The 21,601-nt window shown below is 65.0% G+C and carries 22 protein-coding genes and 2 pseudogenes; 8 read left to right on the top strand and 16 right to left on the bottom strand.

Translation table 11 applies throughout. The annotated features are described in order from the left end of the window. Positions 1-760: pseudogene (locus tag VK519_RS12625) on the top strand (histidine-type phosphatase); the annotation flags it as partial. Between the two features lie 4 nt (positions 761-764). Here VK519_RS12625 and VK519_RS12620 read toward each other — a convergent pair. Next, positions 765-1,067 carry a putative quinol monooxygenase gene (locus VK519_RS12620; RefSeq protein ID WP_324350265.1) on the bottom strand — a complete coding sequence of 101 codons (303 nt, stop codon included), beginning with the start codon at positions 1,065-1,067 and terminating at the stop codon, positions 765-767. Positions 1,068-1,302: 235 nt separating this feature from the next. Between VK519_RS12620 and VK519_RS12615 the strand changes: the two genes are divergently transcribed. Continuing rightward, positions 1,303-1,680, top strand: coding sequence for a VOC family protein (locus VK519_RS12615; protein ID WP_324350263.1), 378 nt, complete (start codon positions 1,303-1,305; stop codon positions 1,678-1,680). 195 nt (positions 1,681-1,875) lie between these two features. On the opposite strand, the gene VK519_RS12610 is transcribed toward VK519_RS12615, so the two are convergent. The 13 genes from VK519_RS12610 to gspE form a co-directional block, all read right to left on the bottom strand. After that, a complete protein-coding gene (locus tag VK519_RS12610) occupies positions 1,876-2,079 on the bottom strand; it encodes a hypothetical protein (RefSeq protein ID WP_324350261.1) in 204 nt (67 codons plus the stop codon). A gap of 791 nt (positions 2,080-2,870) precedes the next feature. After that, positions 2,871-3,242, bottom strand: coding sequence for a cupin domain-containing protein (locus VK519_RS12605; RefSeq protein WP_324350260.1), 372 nt, complete (start codon positions 3,240-3,242; stop codon positions 2,871-2,873). A 57-nt stretch (positions 3,243-3,299) separates the two neighbouring features. After that, positions 3,300-5,672, bottom strand: a complete 2,373-nt coding sequence (gene gspD / locus VK519_RS12600) for a type II secretion system secretin GspD (protein ID WP_324350258.1) — start codon at positions 5,670-5,672, stop codon at positions 3,300-3,302. 3 nt (positions 5,673-5,675) lie between these two features. Continuing rightward, positions 5,676-6,419 carry a type II secretion system protein, XpsN-like gene (locus VK519_RS12595; protein WP_324350257.1) on the bottom strand — a complete coding sequence of 248 codons (744 nt, stop codon included), beginning with the start codon at positions 6,417-6,419 and terminating at the stop codon, positions 5,676-5,678. Beyond that, a complete protein-coding gene (gene gspM, locus VK519_RS12590) occupies positions 6,416-7,039 on the bottom strand; it encodes a type II secretion system protein GspM (RefSeq protein WP_324350255.1) in 624 nt (207 codons plus the stop codon). Before gspM ends, VK519_RS12595 begins: the two co-directional genes overlap by 4 nt. Next, complete coding sequence (locus VK519_RS12585; protein ID WP_324350254.1) at positions 7,029-8,210, bottom strand: PilN domain-containing protein; 1,182 nt, start codon at positions 8,208-8,210, stop codon at positions 7,029-7,031. Before VK519_RS12585 ends, gspM begins: the two co-directional genes overlap by 11 nt. Beyond that, complete coding sequence (locus VK519_RS12580; protein ID WP_324350252.1) at positions 8,207-9,061, bottom strand: type II secretion system minor pseudopilin; 855 nt, start codon at positions 9,059-9,061, stop codon at positions 8,207-8,209. The genes VK519_RS12585 and VK519_RS12580 overlap by 4 nt, the downstream gene beginning before the upstream one ends. Continuing rightward, the gene (locus VK519_RS12575; protein WP_324350251.1) at positions 9,058-9,723 is read right to left on the bottom strand and encodes a prepilin-type N-terminal cleavage/methylation domain-containing protein; all 666 of its coding nucleotides are present in this window, start codon (positions 9,721-9,723) and stop codon (positions 9,058-9,060) included. The genes VK519_RS12580 and VK519_RS12575 overlap by 4 nt, the downstream gene beginning before the upstream one ends. Then, the gene (locus VK519_RS12570; RefSeq protein WP_324350249.1) at positions 9,720-10,178 is read right to left on the bottom strand and encodes a prepilin-type N-terminal cleavage/methylation domain-containing protein; all 459 of its coding nucleotides are present in this window, start codon (positions 10,176-10,178) and stop codon (positions 9,720-9,722) included. Before VK519_RS12570 ends, VK519_RS12575 begins: the two co-directional genes overlap by 4 nt. Next, positions 10,175-10,609, bottom strand: a complete 435-nt coding sequence (locus VK519_RS12565) for a GspH/FimT family pseudopilin (RefSeq protein ID WP_324350247.1) — start codon at positions 10,607-10,609, stop codon at positions 10,175-10,177. The genes VK519_RS12570 and VK519_RS12565 overlap by 4 nt, the downstream gene beginning before the upstream one ends. Positions 10,610-10,618: 9 nt before the next feature. Further along, positions 10,619-11,044 (bottom strand): type II secretion system major pseudopilin GspG, encoded by a 426-nt coding sequence (gene gspG / locus VK519_RS12560; protein WP_324350245.1) that lies wholly within the window; start codon positions 11,042-11,044, stop codon positions 10,619-10,621. Between the two features lie 20 nt (positions 11,045-11,064). Continuing rightward, positions 11,065-12,279: a type II secretion system inner membrane protein GspF gene (gene gspF, locus VK519_RS12555; protein WP_324350243.1), complete on the bottom strand. Its 1,215-nt coding sequence runs from the start codon at positions 12,277-12,279 to the stop codon at positions 11,065-11,067. A 16-nt stretch (positions 12,280-12,295) separates the two neighbouring features. After that, a complete protein-coding gene (gene gspE / locus VK519_RS12550; protein WP_324350241.1) occupies positions 12,296-14,032 on the bottom strand; it encodes a type II secretion system ATPase GspE in 1,737 nt (578 codons plus the stop codon). Between the two features lie 249 nt (positions 14,033-14,281). On the opposite strand from gspE, the gene VK519_RS12545 reads away from it, so the two are divergent. Then, complete coding sequence (locus tag VK519_RS12545; protein ID WP_324350239.1) at positions 14,282-15,079, top strand: TatD family hydrolase; 798 nt, start codon at positions 14,282-14,284, stop codon at positions 15,077-15,079. A 17-nt stretch (positions 15,080-15,096) separates the two neighbouring features. Here the strand turns inward: VK519_RS12545 and VK519_RS12540 are convergent, their stop codons facing one another. After that, positions 15,097-15,645, bottom strand: a complete 549-nt coding sequence (locus tag VK519_RS12540; RefSeq protein ID WP_324350237.1) for a pseudouridine synthase — start codon at positions 15,643-15,645, stop codon at positions 15,097-15,099. 6 nt (positions 15,646-15,651) lie between these two features. Continuing rightward, positions 15,652-16,494 (bottom strand): class I SAM-dependent methyltransferase, encoded by an 843-nt coding sequence (locus VK519_RS12535; protein ID WP_324350235.1) that lies wholly within the window; start codon positions 16,492-16,494, stop codon positions 15,652-15,654. Positions 16,495-16,596: 102 nt separating this feature from the next. On the opposite strand from VK519_RS12535, the gene VK519_RS12530 reads away from it, so the two are divergent. From VK519_RS12530 to VK519_RS12510, 5 genes and pseudogenes are all read left to right on the top strand, one after another. Continuing rightward, a complete protein-coding gene (locus VK519_RS12530) occupies positions 16,597-18,720 on the top strand; it encodes a TonB-dependent receptor family protein (protein WP_324350234.1) in 2,124 nt (707 codons plus the stop codon). Between the two features lie 86 nt (positions 18,721-18,806). Beyond that, entirely contained in the window at positions 18,807-19,754 is a 948-nt protein-coding gene (locus tag VK519_RS12525; RefSeq protein WP_324350232.1) for an aldo/keto reductase, read from the top strand. 47 nt (positions 19,755-19,801) lie between these two features. Next, positions 19,802-20,569 carry a bifunctional demethylmenaquinone methyltransferase/2-methoxy-6-polyprenyl-1,4-benzoquinol methylase UbiE gene (ubiE, locus tag VK519_RS12520; protein ID WP_324350230.1) on the top strand — a complete coding sequence of 256 codons (768 nt, stop codon included), beginning with the start codon at positions 19,802-19,804 and terminating at the stop codon, positions 20,567-20,569. 76 nt (positions 20,570-20,645) lie between these two features. Then, the gene (locus tag VK519_RS12515) at positions 20,646-21,140 is read left to right on the top strand and encodes a hypothetical protein (RefSeq protein ID WP_324350229.1); all 495 of its coding nucleotides are present in this window, start codon (positions 20,646-20,648) and stop codon (positions 21,138-21,140) included. A gap of 59 nt (positions 21,141-21,199) precedes the next feature. After that, positions 21,200-21,601: pseudogene (locus VK519_RS12510) on the top strand (aminopeptidase); the annotation flags it as partial.

Raw genomic sequence — 21,601 nt, 5'->3', positions numbered from 1 at the left:
TACAGAGATCTCGCCTGCCCTGGCGGAGCTCCAGGCGATCTTGCTCGGGTGCAACGATAAGGCCTGCCTGAAAGCGGCGTCAGCGTCGGGCAAGACGCTTCTGATCGAAGACGATAGGCCCACGCCCAAGGCCGGCAAGTTCTCGGGCACCTTCAGTGAAAACCTCATGCTTGCCTATGCCGAGGGCAAGCCGGCCAACGAAGTGGCATGGGGACGCGCCGATGGGGCGCGGCTGGGCAAGGTGATCGTGCTGCACAACGAGGCCTTCGCCCGCGACAAGAAGAGCATGCCCGCCGCTGCGCAGGCCGGGTCGAACCTGGCAGCGCATATCCTGGCCACGTTGCAAGCTGCCGCGGGCGAACGAACGACAGTGGCAGCGTTCTCGTCTCATGGCCGTGGCACCTATGTGCTGATCGGCCACGACACGAACCTGGCAAATATCGCCGGGGTCTTCGGGTTGCATTGGCACGACGCGAACCGTCCGGACGACTATCCGCCCGGCGGCGGCCTGGTGTTCGACCTCTTCAAGCGCGGGAACCAGTACGTGGTGAAGGTGAGTGCGCTGATGCCGTCGATGGACGACCTTCGCGGCAACCATTTCGACGGCATGCGACCGGCCAGGATGCATGTAAGCGGATGTGGCGGTCACGACGCTTGTCCGTTGGCGGCCTTCGCCGCCGCCGCCACGAAATCCATCGACACGTCACGCGTGATGCCAACCCTGCCGGCGATGACGCCGCAGTCGCAGGGAACGCCGTGACGCGTTAACGAGATAGCTTGTCCGCCAGCACGTCCGCCTTGCGAATCTGCGGCGTGCTGGCGAGGAGTTCGGCAGCGTTCGCCATCAAGGCCGCTGCCACCTTGCCATTGAGGTGCGCATCGCGCCCTTCGTCGCCATCAAAGGCGTCGAAGATGGCGAAGGTGCTCTTGTCGAAACGGACGGCAAACCAGGTCACCGTGCCGGGCTCGGCGTCGACCAACGACTGCGCGCTCTTCAGGAACGCCGCGACGTCTTCTTCGCGGCCGCTCTTGGCGTGCAGCTCAACGAACAGGGCCTTGCTGGTCATACGAGTACTCCGGGTGATATAGGCCCGGTCGAACCGGGCGGAATCATAAGGCTGCCCGATGCCGCGCTACGGCGGCGTCAACGCAGAATGCGTCGGTCCGGTCGTAATGTATTGCGGCCCTCTAGCCGCACTGCTGCGAGCAACGCCAAAAGCGCTACATGGCGGGCGCGCCGCCTGCGGCCTACACTCGGTCCGCTGGCCACGCCGCGTCGCTCACCGACCTGAGGAGACACCCATGGCATCGATCGACCACATCATCGTGAAGGTCAACGACCTCGCGGCCAGCGTCGCGTTCTATACCGGCATCATGGGCTTCACCGACGAGGGACGCGATGGCCCCTTCGCGTTGATACGGGTAAGCCCGGACTTCCAGCTACAGCTCGCCGAATGGGGTACGGAAGGCGCGGACCACTACGCCTTCGCCGTGTCCCAAGACGAGTTCGATGCCATCTTCGGCCGCGTCAAAGCCGCGGGGCTCGACTTCGGTCCGGCCTTCCATAACGTCGGCACGAACACGGGGCCTGGGGAGGAATCCGGCGCGCGAGGCCGGGCACCGACGATCTATTTCTTCGACCCCAGCAAGCACCTCGTCGAAATAAGGGCATATAAATGAATGCCAGCGTCGTTACGCCGAAGCGCATGGCTCGCATACGCTTGATGGCCTGCCGTCTCGACGTCCGTGCAGATCAATTACCAGGAGACCTAGGTAAGGCAGCCGGGGTGGACGACGCCATAGCCGAAGTGAGAGCTGTCGGGCTTGAGCCCGTTTGGCTGCTCGACACTTAAGGCCACCCTCGCCCTGTCGCGGTCATCGTTCCGGTGGACTTTTCTCCGGAAAAACCGTTCTTGAATCTGGCGAAGGTTTATCGCCAACCTTTACAACCAAAATAGTCAACGCCACTGACATCAAAAGAAATACAGCGGCAGCCAAAACCAATCGCCATCCCATCGGAAAGCGCGATGTCATGGCAAATGTAAGCACCGCAACGACAAAAAAAATGATGTATGCCATAGTCATTTCTGGTGCCCACATTGTCCAGCCTGTTTCCGAACCTTCTCGTATCTAGCCACTACTTGTGCAATCCAATTCAGATTGCGCCGGGCTTCGTCCGAGCTACTTTGGATTCGAGCAATTTAGTTAGGGTGCCACCCTTTAGCCTAAAAATGAAAAAACCGGCTTTCGCCGGCTTTTCCGCCCACCGCCCTGGAGGTCTTGCCTCACGAGGACCGTGGGTGAGCTGTTAGGTCGATACTAGCGGCACGCGTAAATGCTGTCGACGTCTCACTTACCAGGCACTGATTTGCTGACACCTCAACGAGAGGCATAACGAATGCGGGCAGATGGACGCCACGGGTTTCGACTCCCGACGGATGCAGCCGGGATGGCAAGGCCATCGGCGCTTCAGGGGACGACTCCCGCCGCGTCCCAGTGCGTTCATCCACCCCACCATGGCTCAGAGGGGAATCGCCACCGGTTTCCATGGACCGGGTGGCGGGCGAGCCAGGGTGAGAACCGATGTGCGACGGTCGGGCATGGCCCGCCTGGCTGCCCGCCATAAAGCAGGAAACCTCGCCCGCCGCAGGCACTCCTGCGGCGGGCGATCACACATCGGGTTCTCACACCCGGTTGCCGGGTCAGCGGGAACGAACAAATGATCCGCGATCGCACGACGCGCGTAAATGCGAATGGTCTCAAAGTTGAGCGCGGCTGCACATCGAACGATGCTCAGGTGCTGGTGTTCGCATCGGGGGCAGGTGTTCGCATGGGGGTCAGAGTGAATACTCTGACCCCGGGCATGGCAGTCAAACGGGGCGCAGCTGCTCTTCCACTGATCGTGTGCCTTCGATCACCACATCGCCCGTATGCAAGGTCGACTTCCGCTCGATCAGCATGATCTCGCACTCGTCGTCGGCCACCGGGTTATGGCGCACGCCCTTGGGGACGATGAACATCTCGCCCTGGGTGAGTTCCACCGTCCGGTCTTCCATCTCGATACGAAGGTGGCCATTAAGGACAAGGAAGAGTTCATCCTCGTGCTCGTGGCTGTGCCAGGCGAGCGCGCCCTTGACCTTGGCGACCTTGATGTAGGCATCGTCCACTTCGCCGATCACGCGGGGTGACCAGTGTTCGGTCAAGGCAGAGGCGATCGTAATGGGGGAGACGACATTATTCATGGCTTGGGCTCGTCGGTTCGGGGTCGGAGTTTTACTCCGACCCCTCCTTGCGTACCGTCAGTTCTTGATCGGCGTCGTTGTCACTGGCGCCACGACGCTCTTACCTGCCGGTGGCGTGTCATTACGAATCGGTGCCAGCGATTCAAACTTCTTCTGATACTCGTCCGTAATGTCCCGCGCATCCTCGGCGCTCTGGATCACGCGCGGAGTGATCAACACGATCAGTTCCGTGCGGTTGCGGTTTCGGCTGGTGCTGCCGAACAGGCGGCCAAGAATCGGAATTCGGTTCAGGCCCGGGATGCCGGTATCGGTGCTGGCTTCATCCTGCTTGATCAAACCACCCAGCAGCACCGTCTGTCCGCTTTGCACGGCCACCTGGGTGGCAACCTCGCGGGTGCTGATGGGCGTGTTGCCGCTGGCATTGCCGGAAAGTGCCAACGTGGGGTTGGGCGAACTCACCTGCTGGTCGATCTGCATGTACACCAGGCCGCCGGGATTCACGCGCGGGCGCACCTGCAAGGTGACGCCAGTGGAGATGTAGGTATTGCTGCTGACTGTGTTGGCCGCAGAGGTGCTGGTATCCACTGATGTAGTGGTTACCGGGATCTGGTCGCCCACGTTGATTGCGGCGTCCTGGTTGTTCAACACCACCAACGAGGGTGCGGAAAGGACCTTGGCGTTACCGCTCTGCTCCACCGCGTGGATGGCGGCGGAGAGATTGTTGTTGGCGAAGGAGTAGTAGAACGCATCGCCCAGGCTGCCATTGCCTCCCGGATTGAAATTGAAACCTCCCTGCCCCAGGGCCCACTGCTGCTTGTTGCCCGGCTGTGTCACACCGCCATTAGTGCTGCCCACCAGGCCCTCGAGATACCACTGCACGCCGAAGGAGAACTGGCCGGTAAGCGTCACTTCCAGGATGCGCGTTTCGATCTGCACCTGCAGCGGTACGGCATCCAGGCGGCGGATCACACTTTCGATCTCATGCCACTGCGATGGCCGTGCACGCACGAGGATCTGGTTGTTGTTGTCCACCGCCGAAATGCGCACGCCATCGTCGGTGGTGAGTGAGGCATTGGCCTGGCTTGAATTATTGGCATTACTGCTGCTGTTGTTGTTCTGGCCGAAACGACCACCGCCACCGCCAAATCCGCCTCCGCCGCCGAATCCGCCTCCGCCGAGGCCACCGCCCACGCCGCCGGTGCCGCCCATGCCCGAGGTTCCGCCGCCCCCGTAGCCGGAGGTGCTGCCGTAACTGGAGGAATTGCCGAAGCCGCCTGCGTTGCTGCCAAAGGCGCCGCCACCGCCGGTGCCAAGCGAACCGCCGGATAGCCCCTGGCCGACACGGCCGTTATTGCCACTGCTGCTGCCACTACCGCCGGTGCTGCCACCGCCGTAGATGTTGCCCAGGTATTGGGCAAGGTCGGAAGCCTGCACGTTGCGAACGTCATAGACATACAGCTGCGGCTCGTTGCCGCTGCCCTTGTCGATGCGGTCCAGCCAGTCTTTCACTTCATCCAGGTAACGCGGCTGCTGGCTGATCACCACCAGCGAGTTGGTGCGCTCGATCGGGATGAAACGCAAGAGGCCCGCCAGCGGCGTGTCGCCCTTGGGACCGAACATGCCATTGAGCTGCGGGATCAGTTCGCGAACATCCGCGCGCTCCAGGTTGAACACCCCAATGGACGTGTTCTTCAGCCAGTCGACGTCGAAGATGTTTACCGTGCGCTGGTAGTTGCCAAGTTCGTCATTCGTACCCGACAGGATGATGACATTGCGGTTCGGGTCGGCCAGCAGGATGGCGTCGTTGCGGGTGAACGGCTTGATCAGCTTCACCATCTCGGTGGCGCTGATGAAGCGCAACGGATACAGCCGTGCCTGCAAACCGCCGCGTGGTGCACCGGCGCCGAGGCTGGGCACGATGTTGCCGGCAACGGCTTCCTTGACCGGCATGACCACGTAGCGGCCGTTCTGGTTGACCAGGGCGTTACCCGTCCACGACAGCAGCATCTCAAGGATGGGCAGGGCGTCGTCACTGGACACCGGCTGCGAGGTGGAGAACGAAATGTTGCCCTGCACACCCGGCACGATGCTGTAGTTGGCATGCAGCAGGTCGCCCAGGATGGCCTTGACCACGGCCTCCACCGGCTGGTTTTCGAAGTTGAAAGTGACGGCACCATCGCCGGCGGCCTGCTTATGAGGCTTGGCCAGGCTCTGTGGATGCACGTACTCGCCGCTGCCGCGGGTGAGCTCGGGCTTTTCCACCACGGGTGGCGGTGCGGCGTCCTGGTGCAGGGCCAGCGGCGCGGGCGGCGGGGCGCTCGCACCGGCAACGGCCTCGCGCTGGAGGGAGTCGTCGCGCGGTTGCGGCAAGGCGCAGCTCGCCAGCAGGATGGCGAGGGTGGCGGCCGTGATCGGTCGGATGGCAAACATGCGTCAACGTACTCCTTCAGGGACCTGCTGTTGCTGCGTGGCTTGTTGTTCTGCACGCCGACGTTGCACCGCCGCCCTCAGGGCGTCGATGCGGGCGCGGCGTTGCGCGGCTTCGCTGCCGGGGTCGTCACCCGGCGGCGGTGGCTGCGGCGGATTCTCGGCGGTACGGTTCTCGGGGCTACCCTCGGCGTTCGGTACCATCTGCCCGGCGACGGGTGGTCGCTGGCCTTCGGCGGGGGCATTTTCCGGTGCCTTGGCCAGGGCGTCGGGCCGAGCGGTGACAAGCGTCAGTTCCTTGCGCTCCCCACCGTTATCGAAGGTGGCGCTGCGCGGGCCGAGCGTTGCCAACGTCCACCGGCCATCGGGCAATGCCGCGCCTTCCTTCACACGCACCTGCTTGTCGCCCGAAGTACTGCGAAAAAGGGCCATCTTCAGGGTCGGGGTCAGGATGATGCCGGTTAGCTGGAGATCACCCAGGCTCACCGTATCGCCGGTGGCGGCCACCGCGCCCGGCTTGCGGTCGGCCGCGAACAACGGCCGTTGCCAGACTTCGGCGAAACTCGCCAGCGGCATCGTCTCGGGCATCACCGCCGCGCGTGCGGCACGGGCTTCTTCCGCTGCGCCCGGCACGTCGTTCCAGGCCACTTGACGGCCTACGCCTGCAAGGAACACCAGCAGGGCCGCGCCGGTGACGGCGCACGCGCCCGCTAGCCACGGAGCGAGGCGTTGATGGCCAACGGCGTTCATCGCTGGCCTCCATTGGCATTGGTGGCGGCCACGGTGCCGGAGGCACGCCGGATGTAGCCGGACAGCGTGAACTGGGTTTCCAGTGGCGCGGCATTGGACGACTTGGCGGCCACGGGGTTCCGATAGGCGCTGAAGTCGTCCACGAACAGGTAAGGCACGCCGTCTTCAAGATCGTGCAGCACGGCGGCCAACGGCTGCACGCCGCAACGCAGGCTGATGTTCACCGTTACCCGGGTATAGGGCTCGCCGGCCTTGCCGGCGGTCGGCACCGGCATCTTCTGCACCACGTCGCAGGGGCCGGCGTCCTTGTGCGACTCGGCCACCGTCACCACGCGCTGCATCAGGTTGGCAGCGGCGGTGTTGGCGTCGTCGTCGGGCAGGAAGGCGTCGCTCTGTACCTGGGTCTGCGACAACTGGGCGATGCGCTTTTCCAGCGCGGGGCGTTCGGCAATGGCAGCAGCGAAGCGACTGTGCGTGTCGCGCACATCGGCCATGTCACTGGCGATGCTCAGCTGCGGTGCCACGAACCACCAGTGCACCAGCACGAAATAGGCGATGGCCAGCACCACCACGAGCAGCAGCACGGCGAGCAGGCGTGAGGGGGCGGGGTCAAGGCGCACGCTTGCCTCCAGTGCTGGCGGGCGCGGGCTTGGCTTGCGCGGGAGGTGAGGCGCCTGCCGGTGGTCTTACCTTGGCCACCATGTAGAAACGCTCCTTGCCCGAAGATGGATCGGTGGCGATGGTGCCCTGGAAGCTGGGTTCGCCGATCAACCTGGCGCCCTTGAGTGCATCGACCAGCTTCGCCGCCTGCGGGCTTTGCCCCTGGAAGCCGAGGTCGCCGGTGTTGCTGATGGTCAGGCGCTCAAGCCATGTGTCGTCGGGCAGGCGGCGGGTGAGTTCATCGAGCACGGACAGCACAGATACCGTGCTGGATTTTCGCTGGGCCAGGAAACCCGCGGCACCGGCACTTTCGCTCAGGCGCTGGCGCAAGGCGGATACCTTCTGCGCGTCGGCACGCATGCCCTCCACTTCAGATTCCATGGCATCGAGTGCGGACTGCCGGTTATGCACCCAGGTGGCCATCGCGGCGATGGCAAGCACCAGCGCACCGGCGGCAAGGGCTATGTTCATGCGGCGGCGGCGATCCACGCGCGTCGCGCGACGCTCGGGCGGAAGCAGGTTGAACCCGGCGCGGTGATCGTCCTGGATGGTATCCACCGCGTCGATGGCGATGCCGGCGTTCGCCAGGCCGTCGAGCAGTGGGTCAACCGCGCCCCGGGGCGTGGCTGCCATTTCCACCATCACCTTGCCTGCGGGCGCGGCAACATCGCGCAGTTCGCGCACGCCGTAGTGAACCTGTTCCGGACGGAACGGTGTTTGCCGGTCGATTTCGTAACCGGCCACCTGGCGGAGGTTGGAACGTGCGGCGGCAGGCAGCGACAGCTGGCGCCGCAGCACCTGGTCCGGCGGTAGCACCAGGGCTACGCGAAGATCACCGGGCGCTACCGAAGCCGTGGCGCGGCGGAACGCGGCCAGTTGGGCAGCGCCGTCGAGTTCGCCATCGATGAAGTGGATCTCGCCCCCGCTGGCGGCGCGTAACGACCATCCCTTGGGCTCCGCGGCGAGCAGGTACCAGTTGGGACCTGCCGCAATGGCTGAGCGCAGGCGTACGGGAAGCAGGCCCGACAGTTCACCCGACCACCAGGTGAAGAACGCGGGCATGGGCGAGTCGCGCCAGGCCTGGCGCACCTGGCGCATGGGTTCGTGCAGTGCTTCCTGCCACGCCGTCATTCGGAATCTCCTTCCTGCCATCGCAACACTGCATAGGGCTGGCTCCCCGCCTGCGCCCCGCGCAATCGAACCACGGCGCGCAGCACCGCACGGGTGCCGTCCGCCAGCGTCGCCTCGGACCGGATACTATGCGTTACTCCACTGGCGGCCGCCACCGAAGCATTCGGGTCCTGCCGCGTTGCCAGCAGGGCATTGGCCTGGTCCGGGGTCATGCCGGGAATCGCGGCCAGCGCCAGCGGCGGCGCATGCACAGGGTTGGGCCTTTCACGTCCGGACCAGATCGTCACCACCGGCGCCACCACTTCATAAAGGTCGTTATCCATACCAAGGACCTGTTGCAGTTCCTCGATGGTGGCGAAGGGCCCGTTACGTGGCCCGTAAGGTAAGCCTGCGGCTTTGTAGGCCGGCGCCTTGGCTCCGTTCGGTAATCCCGCTATACCGAACGAGCGCCAGTCCTGCACGGCAGCAGCCAGGGAGATCGCACGTTGTTGCGGTGCCCCACCCGCCTGGAACAGCGCCTGCAGCACGGCGCCGCTGGCACTGTTGAGGTCGACCTTGCCGTCCTCGTCGACCACGGTGACGATCACCTTGGCATCGTCGAAGGTCACCGGATAGGGTCGGCCATCGGGTATCGGGCGCTGTTGCGGATCCTGCGACATCAATCCGTTGATGGTCTGCACCAGGCCCGCCTCGGCCGCGTAATGGGCCTGCGCCTGGGCGAACTGGTAGCGCGCCTGCAAGCCTTCCGTGCGCGACATCACAGCGAAGCCGCCCAACAGGATCGCCAGCAACGTGCACGCCCACAGCACGATCAACATGGCCACGCCGCGCTGGCGGGTACGCGCGATCATCGCAGTACCGCCGGACGGCGCGGCAGGTTGCCAAGCGGATTGCGTCCGTTCACGGAGGTCGGGTCGATGCGCAAGGGGGCGATGATCTCGGGCGAGCCCACGCCGCCGGCCAGCTTCATGCGCAGGGCAATCATCGAGGGTAGGCGGCGGCCATCGGGCCAGCGGTCCACCCATGGACCGGGATTACCCTGGTCGTCGTAACCCCGGTAGGCGAACGAGCCGCTGTTCACCCCAGCCAGGAGGATCTCCGGATCGCCCGGCGCCACCGGTGGCGAACCATCGGGCGGGAGCAGGCTGAAGGTCACCTGCAGCCGGTTGCTGTTGTTGTCGCGCACGAGCTGCAAGGTCATGATCTGCGCGCCGGCCTTGCCGAGGTAGCCCGGCAAAGGGGCGACGAAACGCGCAGCATCGGGTTGCCCGTCGAAGACAATGCCATCGCCCTCGTCGGTGACGGCGAACGGCAGCGCCAATGCCTGGGCCACTTCGCGCTGCACGAATTGCCCGGTGGAGCGGACTTCGTCCATGCGCCCGATGCGTTCCTCGCCACTGTGCACGATCCGCGTCGCTGTGCGGATGCCCGAATACACCCCCAGCAGGATCAGGCTCAGCAGCACGATGGCCGCGAGCACTTCGATCAGGGTGAAGCCGCGCTCATGTTTCATGGCATGCCCGGGATCGCGTTGCCAACGCCCGTGGCCCCTGGCGGCGGCGCCAGGCGCAGGGTGGCGAAACGGGCTGTCTGGTTACCCCAGGTGATCAGCAGGTCCAGGCGGAACAGCTGGGGCGCGGACAGATTCTGGTTGGCTGCCTGAAGCTGCAGCGGCGAGGTCAGCTGGCCGGCCGGTTGCCACGGCGACACGGTGAGCCGCCAGCTGTAGTTGTCGTCGAACTTGCCCTGGGTGATACCAGGCTGCAAGGGATCCACAACGTAAGCGCCGTCGAGCACAGCGCGCGCGTGCAAGGCCGCGATGCTGCGGTCGCCTGCCTTGGCCGTCAGCCGCAAGGACGAGCCCGCCACTTGCATCAGCGCGGCAAAGGCAACGGCAAGCACGGCAATGGCGGCGATCACCTCGAGCAGGGTGAAGCCGCGCTGGGCATGCCGTGGGTGCTGTGTCATTGGCGGTCCACGCTGATGGCCCCGGTAAGCCATGCCACGTTCACCCGCCACTCCCGCGTGCCGCGGCTGAGCGTGATGCGCCCACCGGTGGAACTACCGTCCGGGAAGAAACGGATGGCTGCCTGGCTGTTCGACTGGTCGGCCTTGGCACTGTTCACCGACAGCTTCATCCCTTGAGGCAAATGCTGCACATCGCGGCCGGGGGATTGGTAGGTCGGTCCAGAAACATCCACCAGGAATTTCTGTTCCTTGCCCTGCACGATCGCCTGCATGCGGGTGTAGCGCAGGGCGCTGGCCAGCTCGCCGGACGCAGCATTCACCCGCGCGGAGGCCAGGCCCTGGCTTACCGGGATGGATACAGCGGCCGCTGCCAGGCCCAGCAGCAGGATGACCGCGAGCATCTCGAAAAGCGTGAAGCCACGCGGTCGCATGGGGGTTCGTTACTGCCAGTTGCCGTAGTCGGCGCTATAGCCGTCGCCGCCGGGCTTGCCATCCTGGCCGTAGAACACGAGGTCGTAGCTGCCGTGCTCACCCGGCGCCTGGTAGCCGAACGGGTGGCCCCAGGGGTCCTTCAGGTCGGACGGCTTGGCGTATGGCCCCTGCCAGTTGCCGGCATTGGCGGGCTTGGCTACGAGATCGTCGAGGCTGGCCGGCGGCGAGCCGTTGTCCAGGGCGTAGTTTTCGACCTTCTGGCCGAGGGTGATCACCTGCGCCTTGCCGGCACCGTACTTGCCCTTGTCCAGGTTTTTCACCACCTGGTTGACCACGATCGCGCCGACGATGCCGATCAGCACGATCACGGCGAGCATTTCAAGGAGGGTGAAGCCACGCTGCGCGTGGGCGGGAAGTGAGCGACGCTGGGTCATGCTTGAACCTCGTGATGCAATCATTGGATGTTGCTCGTCAGGCTGAGCAACGGAAGCAGGATGGCGGACATGATGATCGCCACGAGCACCGTCATGACGATGGTAAGTGCCGGCACCAGGGCGGCGAGCAGGCGGTCGATGGCGCGCTTGGCCTCGACGTCGAAGGTGTCGGCGACCTTCAGCAGAAGGGTGTCGAGCGCGCCGGCCTCTTCGCCCACCTGGATCATCTGCAAGGCCAGGCGTGGGAACCGCTGTGTGGCGGACAGCGCGGCGCCCAGGCCCGCACCACCCTTGACCTGCTCGGCGGCCTTGCCGAGGGCTTCGTCCAGCGCGCGGTTGCCGGTGACCTGGCGGGCGATGGTGAGCGAAGACAACAGCGGCACGCCATTCTTCAGCAAGGTGCCCAGCGTGCGCGCGATGCGTGCGGTTTCCACCTTCAGCAGCAGCGGCCCGGATACTTTCATCTCCAGCAACTTGCCATGGAATGCAAGGCGGGTGGCTGGGTCGCGCAGGCGCACGCGCAGGAAGAACACGCCCACGACCATCAACACCAGCACCACCAGCCACCAGTTGCTGATGAATTCGCCCAGCGCCAGCACGGCGCTGGTGATCCACGGCACCGGTACCTGCATGTCCTGGAAGATCGGCACGAACTGCGGCACCACATAGGCCAGCAGCAGGATCAGCGAACCGAACACGCCCACCATAAGGAAGGCGGGGTAAATCAGCGCGTTGATGATGCTGCCGCGCAGGGCCTGGGCGCGCTCGAGGTAGTCGGCCAGGCGGCGCAAGGTCTCTTCCAGAGAACCGCCGGCCTCGCCCGCGCGCACCAGCGAGATGTACAGGCGCGGGAACACGCCGTGTTCCTCATCCAGCGCATAGGACAACGTGTTGCCGCCGCGCACGCGATCGCGCACGCGTTCGACCAGTTTCTTCGCCCGCTCGCTGTCGGGGAGGTCAAGCAGGATGCCCAGCGCACGATCGAGCGGCTGGCCGGCACCGAGCAAGGTGGCCAGCTGGTGGGTGAACAGCGCCAACTGGTCGCCGCTGAATGGCCCGCGTCGGAACATCCCGCCAATGCCACCGCCACCGGCGGCGTTGGCCTCGCGGGCGTCCAGTGGCGTGTGGCCCTGGTCCTGCAGGCGGGCGATGACGTCATCGACACTGGCCGCTTCCATATGGCCCTGCAGCACTTCGCCAGAGGCAGTGACCGCGCGATAGCTGAACTGCGACATGACTTAAGGCGGCCGGTCAGGATTCCTGCGTCACGCGCAGGACTTCTTCGATGGTGGTGATGCCCTGGACGGCCTTGGCCAGGCCGTCCTCGTACATCGTGCGCATGCCCTCGGAGCGGGCCAGTCGCTCGATCTCGCCGGCATCGGCGCGTTGCATCACCAGGCGTCGCAAGGGATCGGTCATCACCAAAAACTCCATGATGGCGCGGCGCCCGCGGTACCCGGTGGGATTGGTGGCGCTCGTGCCAGGCTTCCATAAACGGATGGGCCGCTCGTTCGTGTACTTGTGCAGCTCGAATTGCTCCACCACCTCGGGCAGGGCCTCGTAAGGTATGGCGGTTTCCGGGTCCAGGCGGCGCACCAGGCGCTGGGCCAGGATGCCGTTGACGGTGGATCCGAGGAGGTAGTCCTCCACCCCCATGTCCAGCAGGCGGGTGATGCCGCCCGAGGCGCTGTTGGTATGCAGCGTGGAAAGCACCAGATGACCGGTGAGCGCGGACTGGATGGCGATGCGGCAGGTTTCCAGGTCACGCATTTCGCCGATCATGATGATGTCCGGATCCTGGCGAACGATCGAGCGCAGGGCGCCTGCGAAATCCAGGCCGATCTGCGGCTTCACCTGGATCTGGTTGATGCCCTCGATCTGGTATTCGACCGGGTCTTCGACCGTGATGATCTTGACATCGGGCGTATTGATCTTCGACAGCGCGGTATAGAGCGTGGTGGTTTTACCCGAGCCGGTGGGGCCGGTTACCAGCAGGATGCCGTGCGGGCGCTCAAGTACCTCGATGAAGCGCTGCTGGAAGTTGTCGGTGAAGCCTAGCGATGCGAAGTCGAACACCACCGATTCGCGGTCCAGGATACGCATCACCACCGATTCGCCGAAGCTGGTGGGCACGGTGGACACGCGAAGGTCCAGTTCCTTGCCCTGCACGCGCAACTGGATGCGGCCGTCCTGCGGCAGGCGGCGTTCGGCGATGTTCAACCGCGCCATGATCTTCACGCGGGAGATCACCGCGGCGGTGGAACTGGACGGCGGGGCTTCGACTTCGTGCAATACGCCGTCAATGCGGTAGCGCACCTTCAGCCGGCTTTCGAACGGCTCGATGTGCACGTCGGACGCGCGTTGCTCCACGGCACGCTGCAGGATCAGGTTCACCAGGCGGATCACCGGCGCCTCGGAGGCAAGGTCGCGCAGGTGTTCGACGTCTTCTTCCTCAGCGTTGGTGCCATCGAGGTTTTCCACGATGCTGCCCATGGCCGAGCGGCCCTGGCCGTAGTAGCGCTCGATCAGGTCGTCGATTTCCGAGCGCACGCCGATGCGCAGGCCCACCGGACGGCCCGTGGCCAGACGCGCGGCCTCCAGCGGGAATGTGTCGGCAGGGTCCGCCACGATCAGGGCCAGGCCATCGTCGCCTTCCCGCACGGGCACCACGTGGTATTGCTTCAAGAACCGCAGCGACAGTTCCACCTCGGCGGGGGGCATGTCCGGGGCATCGCGGGCGGACATCAGGGGGGCGTCGAGCAACTCCGCCCAGCCTTCGGCCAGGTCGCGCTCGGATACCAGGCCCAGGCGGGCCATCAGCGACGTGAGCGTGCCCTCGGGGGATTCCTCGTGCAGGCGACGGGCACGGGCGAGATCGGCATCTTTCAGGCGACCACGCGCCACCAATGCCGCGCAGACGTCGGCCTCGCTGAGCGAGGGTGTCTTGCCCGGGCGCTCCGCGCGCGTGGCTCCACTTGCTGCCGCCATGGTTTTCCCGTCCCTGCTGAGTCTTTAGGGGTGAACGATCTAGCATAACCCGGCCCAAGCTACCCGATTATGGCGAGAAGTCGGAAAGCTTTGTGACTGAATGTGACCGCGTTCAGACTCCGGGAGTTCCGCCAGCGGAAATGCGAAACAGGCTGTCTGCGATGACGAAACGCGCTGCCTACATGAATGCCGGCAATACCCTGACATGGAATAATGGCCGGCCCTGTCGCAGCGCAGCACGAAATCCGCATGAACCTGATCGATATCGGCGCCAACCTTACCCACGAGTCGTTCCGCCACGATTTCGACGAAGTGCTGCTGCGGGCCTCCATCCAGGGCGTGTCCCGGCTGGTGGTGACGGGCGCCTCGCTGCAGGGCAGCATCGATGCCCTGGCGCTCGCCCGCGGACGCCCCGGGGTGCTTTACGCCACTGCGGGCGTGCATCCGCATCATGCCGTGGAGTACGACGACGCGACGGATGCGCGGCTTCGGGAACTGGCCACCCAGGCCGAGGTGGTCGCCGTCGGCGAAACCGGGCTGGACTACCATCGAAACTATTCGCCGCGCGACGTACAGCTGGCCGTATTCGAGCGCCAGCTCGCCATCGCGGCGGACCTGCACATGCCAGTGTTCCTGCACCAGCGCGATGCCCACGACGACTTCATCGCCCTGCTGCGCGCCGTGCGCGACCGGCTGCCGGCCGCGGTGGTGCATTGCTTCACCGACGATGGCGAAGCACTTCGCCACTACCTGGATATGGACTGCCACATCGGCATTACCGGATGGATCTGTGACGAGAGACGCGGCACGCACCTGCGTGAACTGGTGAAGCTGATTCCCGCCGACAGGCTGATGCTGGAAACCGATTCGCCCTACCTGTTGCCGCGCACCGTGAAACCACCGCCGGCGCACCGCCGCAACGAACCGATGTTCTTGAAGCACATCTGCGAGGAAGTGGCGCGTGATCGTGGCGAGGAGGTCGCCGAGGTCGCCGCGGCAAGCACGCGCACGGCCGAATTGTTCTTCGGGCTCGAACGCTTAGGCTAGGTTGGGGGTCAGAGTAGTTACTCTGACCCCGTTGACGACACCACGCGGGTTTGCCCGGGTGCCAGGCCATCGAGCCCGTACGGCCCCACCGACTCGCGGATCAGGCGCAGGGTGGGCAGTCCCACGGCGGCCGTCATACGGCGAACCTGGCGGTTGCGCCCCTCGCGCAGGGTGATCGCCACCCAGCTGGTGGGGATCGCTTTGCGGAATCGCACCGGCGGATCGCGCGGCCAAAGCCATGTAGGCTCGTCGATCACCTGCGCACCTGCCGGCAGCGTGGGGCCGTCGTTAAGCGTGATGCCATGCCGCAAGGGTTCCAGGGCATCGTCAGTCGCGACGCCTTCCACCTGTACCAGGTAGGTCTTGGCTTCCTTGTACTTCGGGTCGGTCAGCCGGTGGGCCAGGGCACCGTCGTCGGTAAGCAGCAACAGGCCTTCGCTGTCGTGGTCGAGCCGTCCTGCGGGATAAATATTCTTCTGCCTGACGAATTCCGCGAGGGTCGGGCGACCCTCGCGGTCGACGAACTGGCACAGCACGCCATAAGGCTTGTTCAGTGCCAGCAGCATGGGCCTTTAGCGCGGCTTGACGAAGCGCAAGGTCATGCGGTCGGACTCGCCGATGGCCTGGTACCTGGCGCGGTCCTGGTCTTTGAGCGCATAGGTGGGCGGCAAGGTCCACACCCCCTTCGGGTAGTCCTTGGTGTCCTTCGGGTTGGCGTTGACCTCGCTGGACCCAGCCAGCTTGAAGCCGGCGTCGGTGGCGAGCTTCACCACGTAGGCCGTGGGCAGGTAACCGGAGTCCTTGAGCTTGGCAAGGTCGGTGCCGTCGGCGGCACGGTGGTCTTCCACGCCCAGCACCCCACCCGGTGCGAGCACGTCGAAGAACGCCTTGAACATCGCAGGCGCCGTGCCGTCATCGGTCCAGTTATGTACGTTGCGGAAGGTCAGCACCATGTCGGCGGAGCCCGGCGCGCCAAGCTTGGGCGCCTTCTCGTCGATGCTTTCCACCTGGGCCTTGCCGAAGTGGGCGGGATCGTTGGCCACGCGCGCCTTCAGCGACGATATTTCCTTGCCTTCACCCTGCCCGATCACCGCGGCTGTGTAATAACCGTTGTCATGCAGCAGCGGGGCGAGGATCTCGGTGTACCAACCACCGCCCGGGGCGATCTCGATCACCTTCATGTCGGGGCGCAGACCGAAGAAGGTGAGGGTTTCCTTCGGATGGCGGTAGACGTCGCGTGCCTTGTTGGCCGGCGAGCGCCAGCTGCCGGCGATCACGGCATCGAGTTGGCCGGTGGTGAATTGCCCGGCGGATGTCGGCGGTACGGCGGTGGCCGGCTGGTCTTCCGGCTGCGCAAAAACCTGCGGCGCGGCGGCGAGCGCGCAGGCGGCGAAAACGGCGGCGAGTGTCTTCATGGCGTTCCATCGGTGGGGGTGGGACGACAGCCTGCCTGCTGGGTGGGCCGTCGTGGGCAAAGGCATCATAATCGGTCTTCCCCCGAGGCAGGATCATCTTCCTTGAAGCGCATCACAATCCACGCGGTCCTGGCGACTTTCGGCATGGCCGGCATCGTTCATGCCGACGACACCACGCCGCCGGCCCAGCGCCTGGAACCGGTGGTGGTCACCGCCACCCGCAGTGCGCAGTCCCCCTACGACGTGGCGGCCACCATCAACGTGGTTCCGGCCCCGCCCGATGGCGCGCTCAACGTGAACCTGTCCGAGATGCTGGCCAGCGTGCCAGGCATCCTGGCCCGCGATCGGCAGAACTACGCCCAGGACGAGCAGCTCTCCATCCGTGGCTTCGGCGCGCGGTCGACCTTCGGCATCCGCGGCGTGCGCCTGTACACCGACGGTATCCCGGCCAGCATGCCCGACGGCCAGGGCCAGGTTTCCCATTTCAACCTGGGCTCGGCCGACCGCGTGGAAGTGCTGCGCGGTCCGTTCTCCGCGCTGTACGGCAATGCGTCGGGCGGCGTGGTGCAACTGTTCACCGCCGACGGCCAACAACCGGACGAACTGCGCGCGGGCCTGGCCGGCGGCAGCAATGGCATGCTGCGCGCCGACGTCGGCGCCCGCGGCAAGGACGGCCCGGTCGACTACAACATCGACTACACCCACTTCCGCACCGACGGTTACCGCGACCATAGTGCGGCGCGGCGCGAATCGGGCAATGCCAAGCTCGGCTGGCAGATCGATGACGGCAAGCGCCTGACGCTGGTGCTGAACACGCTGGATGTTCCTTTCGCGCAGGACCCGCTCGGGCTCACCCGAAGCCAGTGGAAGGCCGATCCCAGCCAGGCCACGTCGGTGGCGGACACTTACAACACGCGCAAGACGGTCAACCAGACCCAGGGCGGCCTGGTCTTCGACGATTCGATCGACGAACACAACAGCCTGCGGGTGATGGGCTACTACGGCAGCCGCAACGTCCTTCAGTATTTGTCGATACCCAAGGCCACCCAGGCCAGCCAGCCGGGAAATTCCGGCGGCGTGGTGGATCTTTCCAATCAGTACGGCGGCGGTGATGCGCGCTGGACGTGGTCGGGCGACCTCGCCGGCCGGCCGTTCGAGCTTGCCGCAGGCGCCACCTACGACAATCAGCACCAGCACCGCACCGGCTACAACGACTATGTAGGTGACATCCTTGGCGTACGTGGCGACCTGCGCCGCGATGAGATCGACCGTGTGTTCGACTTCGACCAGTACGTCCAGGCCACCTGGAAACTGGCCGATCGCTGGACGGTGATGGGTGGCGTCCGCCACTCGCAGGTGAAATTCAACTCCGACGACCGTTACATCGCTGCTGGCAATCCCGACGACAGCGGCTCGAAGGATTACAGCGCGACCACCCCCGTGGCGGGCGTGATGTTCAGCGCAAGCCCGTCGGTGCATCTTTACGCCAACTACGGCAAAGGCTTCGAGACGCCGACCTTCTCCGAGCTTGGATACCGCAACGACGGCGGCCCGGGGCTGGCCTTCAACCTGCAGCCGGTACACACCCGCAGCACCGAGGTGGGCGTCAAGCTGCGCCCGTCCGACAGCACACGTGCGGAATTCACCGTGTTCCGCTCCGACAGCCAGGACGAGCTGGCGGTGGCCACCAATCTGGGTGGACGCACCACCTACCAGAACATCGACCGCTCGCGCCGACAGGGCTTCGAGGCATCACTCTCCAGCCAGTTGGCGGATCGTCTGAAGCTCAACCTGGCCTATACGCGGGTGCAAGCGACGTTCCGTTCGCCCTTCCTGACCTGCGTCGTCGCCGGCTGCTCACGTCCGGACACGCCGGTGGCCGCGGGCACGGGCATTCCCGGTGTGCCGGGAAGTTACGCCTACGCCGCCCTGGCGTGGGGCGCCGATACCGGCTGGCAGTTAGGCTTGGATGCCACTTATAACGACAAGACGCCGGTGAATGACACCAACAGCGAATACGCACCGGCCTATACGACGGTAGGCGTATCCGGTGGCTACGTGATCGATCGCCAGCACTGGCGCATCCACGGCTTCGCGCGCGTCGATAATGCCTTCGACCGCACCTACGTCGGCTCGGTGATCGTCAACGACGGCAATGGCCGTTACTACGAGCCCGCGCCGGGCCGCACATTCCTGGTCGGCGTGGACCTGCGCTGGCGCGACTAGCCCAGGTCGGCATTTCCGGGCGCACACGCCGCTTCGACCTTGCGCATGGCAAGCTTGGCGCCTTTGCCATGTGTGAGGAACATCCCATGAACAAGCGCAAGCTCGGCCAGTCCGCACTCGAGGTCGCCCCGCTCGCCTTCGGCGGCAACGTGTTCGGCTGGAGTGCGGATGAAAAACAATCCTTCGCCCTGCTCGACGCCTTCGTCGACCACGGCTTCAACCTGATCGATACCGCCGACGCCTATTCGGCCTGGGTGCCGGGCAACAAGGGCGGCGAATCGGAAGCCATCATCGGCAAGTGGCTCAAGGCCAGCGGCAAGCGCGACAAGGTGCTGATCGCCACCAAGGTGGCCAAGTGGCAGCAGCACCCGGGGCTTTCACCGATCAACATCAACGAGGCGGCGGACGATTCCCTGCGCCGCCTGGGCGTGGACCACATCGACCTGTACCAGGCCCACGAGGACGACCCGAAGACTCCGCTGGCGGAGACCCTGCACGCCTTTGCCGGTTTGATCCAGAAGGGCAAGGTGCGCGTGATCGGTGCCTCGAACTACAGCGCCGAACGCTTCGCCGATGCGCTGAAAACCTCGCAGGCCGAAGGCTTGCCGCGCTACGAATCGATGCAGCCGGAATACAACCTGATGGATCGCGAGGCCTACGAAGCGCACATGGAGCCTGTGATCCTGAAAGAGCGTGTCGGCGTGATCAGCTACTACTCGCTGGCCAGCGGTTTCCTGACCGGCAAATACCGCAGCGAGGCCGACCTTGCCAGGAGCGCCGCACGCGGCGGCGCGGTGAAGAAATACCTCGACGCCCGTGGCAGGAAGGTACTGGACGCACTCGACGAGGTCGCCCGCCGGCATAACGGCAAGCCGGTGGAGGTGGCGCTGGCCTGGCTGATGGCCCGGCCCGGCATCACCGCGCCAATCGCCAGCGCGACGACCGTGGAACAGCTGGGCGAGATCGCCCGTGCAGCGGAGCTGAACCTGTCCGGGGAAGACATCAGCCTGCTTGACCAGGCCAGCGCGGGCTAGGGCTACAGGCGGCTTTTACACTGGGTACCGGGGCCGGATCGGTTACCATGCACGCCATGACAGATCCGACTCCGCCCCCGACCACCCATTTCGGCTTTCGCGACGTTCCCGTCGGCGAGAAACAGGCCCTCGTAGGCCAGGTGTTCACCTCGGTCGCGCGCAGCTACGACCTGATGAACGACCTCATGTCGTTCGGCATCCATCGCTTGTGGAAACGCCACTTCGTGGCCGTGAGCGGCGTACGCCGCGGCGACCGCGTACTGGACCTGGCCGGCGGCACGGGCGACATCGCCGCGCTGCTGAAGCCGGTGGTCGGCGACGAGGGGGAAGTCGTGGTGGGCGACATCAATGCCGCCATGCTTGGCGTGGGCCGCGACCGTCTTACCGATCGCGGTCTGGTGGCCGGCTTGCGCTGGGCGCAGATGAATGCCGAAGCCCTGCCCTTCCCGGACTCAAGCTTCGATGCGGTAACGATTGCCTTCGGCCTGCGCAATGTCACCGACAAGGACAAGGCACTGGCCGACATGTGCCGCATCCTGAAACCGGGCGGCCGGGCCCTGGTGCTGGAGTTCTCGAAGGTCAAGAGCGAGCTCTTCAGCAAGCTCTACGACTTCCATTCCTTCAAGGTGCTGCCGAAGCTCGGCCAGCTGTTCGCCGGCGACGCCGACAGCTACCAGTACCTGGCCGAATCGATTCGCAAGCATCCCGATCAGGAAACGCTCAAGGGCATGATGGAGCGTGCGGGTTTCGGCCGCGTGGAAGTACGCAACCTGTCCAACGGCATCGTGGCGATCCATCGGGCGTATAAATTCTAGGATTGGATGCGCGATAGCTGGAAGCGCGCGGTTACGCCATCGGTGACGATGTGGCTCCCAATATTCGGAGCCCGTCATGCTGACGTCGCCACCTATTTTTATTGCCGACTTCAAGGCGTTCTCGGCATTCGTCCAGAGCGAGGAATCAAACCACGGTTCCCCCGTTCCCGACACCGTCGTCAATGAGCCGCCCACGGCGGCGACAGGGTGGCTCTATGGCGAACGCCGGGATTCCATCGAAGTACATCGCGAGCGCATGGGACTTCGCTACACCCCTGAAGAACGCAAACTACTGCAGGCTCTTCGTGATGTCGTGAGCGCTGGCAGCCAATGGGCGGCTGCCGATACGCGGACCGTCAAACCGATGGCCAGGAACACGTGTACCGACATCGCAGCGGACAATGGCGACCTTACGTCCCCGCCGTTGACGGCCCGGATCTATAAGACGCGGAGCCAAGACCCCTTGTATCGGTCCCACCTTCCCGTGATGGCTCAACTGGCCGTCCGCGTTACCGCCGGTAACGTTGCGAAAGCGTCCGAGGGCGCCTCGTCTGCGCCCTCCGGCACCTGAACCGCCCCACCGCGTGGTGGCATACTCCGGGTTTCAGCCCGATCCCCCGGAGCCTCACCATGCGTTACCTGTCCGCCGTCGCGCTTGCCGCGTTCGCGCTGCCGCTGTCGGCCTTTGCCGCGGATCCCCACTCCTACGCCCAGCCGTCGGTGGTCCGCGTCACCCATCTGGACCTCGATCTCGGGGTCGACTTCGACCTCAAGGCCCTGGCGGGCACGGCCACGCTGAAGCTGGACTGGAAGGACCCCAAGGCCCAGGCCCTGGTGCTCGACACCCGGGACCTGAAGATCGCCAAGGTCGAGGCGCTCGGCGCCGGCGGTGCCGTCTCGCCGCTTAAATTCACCCTGGCGGCCAGCGACAAGGAACTTGGCGAAAAACTCACCATCGAGGCGCCGAAGCACCCGGCTGACGTACGCATCACCTACGCCACCGTGCCTACCGCCTCGGGCCTGCAGTGGCTC

Origin of the sequence: Pinirhizobacter sp. (assembly GCF_035317885.1) — a bacterium.
Taxonomy (GTDB): domain Bacteria; phylum Pseudomonadota; class Gammaproteobacteria; order Xanthomonadales; family Rhodanobacteraceae; genus Pinirhizobacter.
This window is presented reverse-complemented; position numbering and strand designations above follow the sequence as displayed.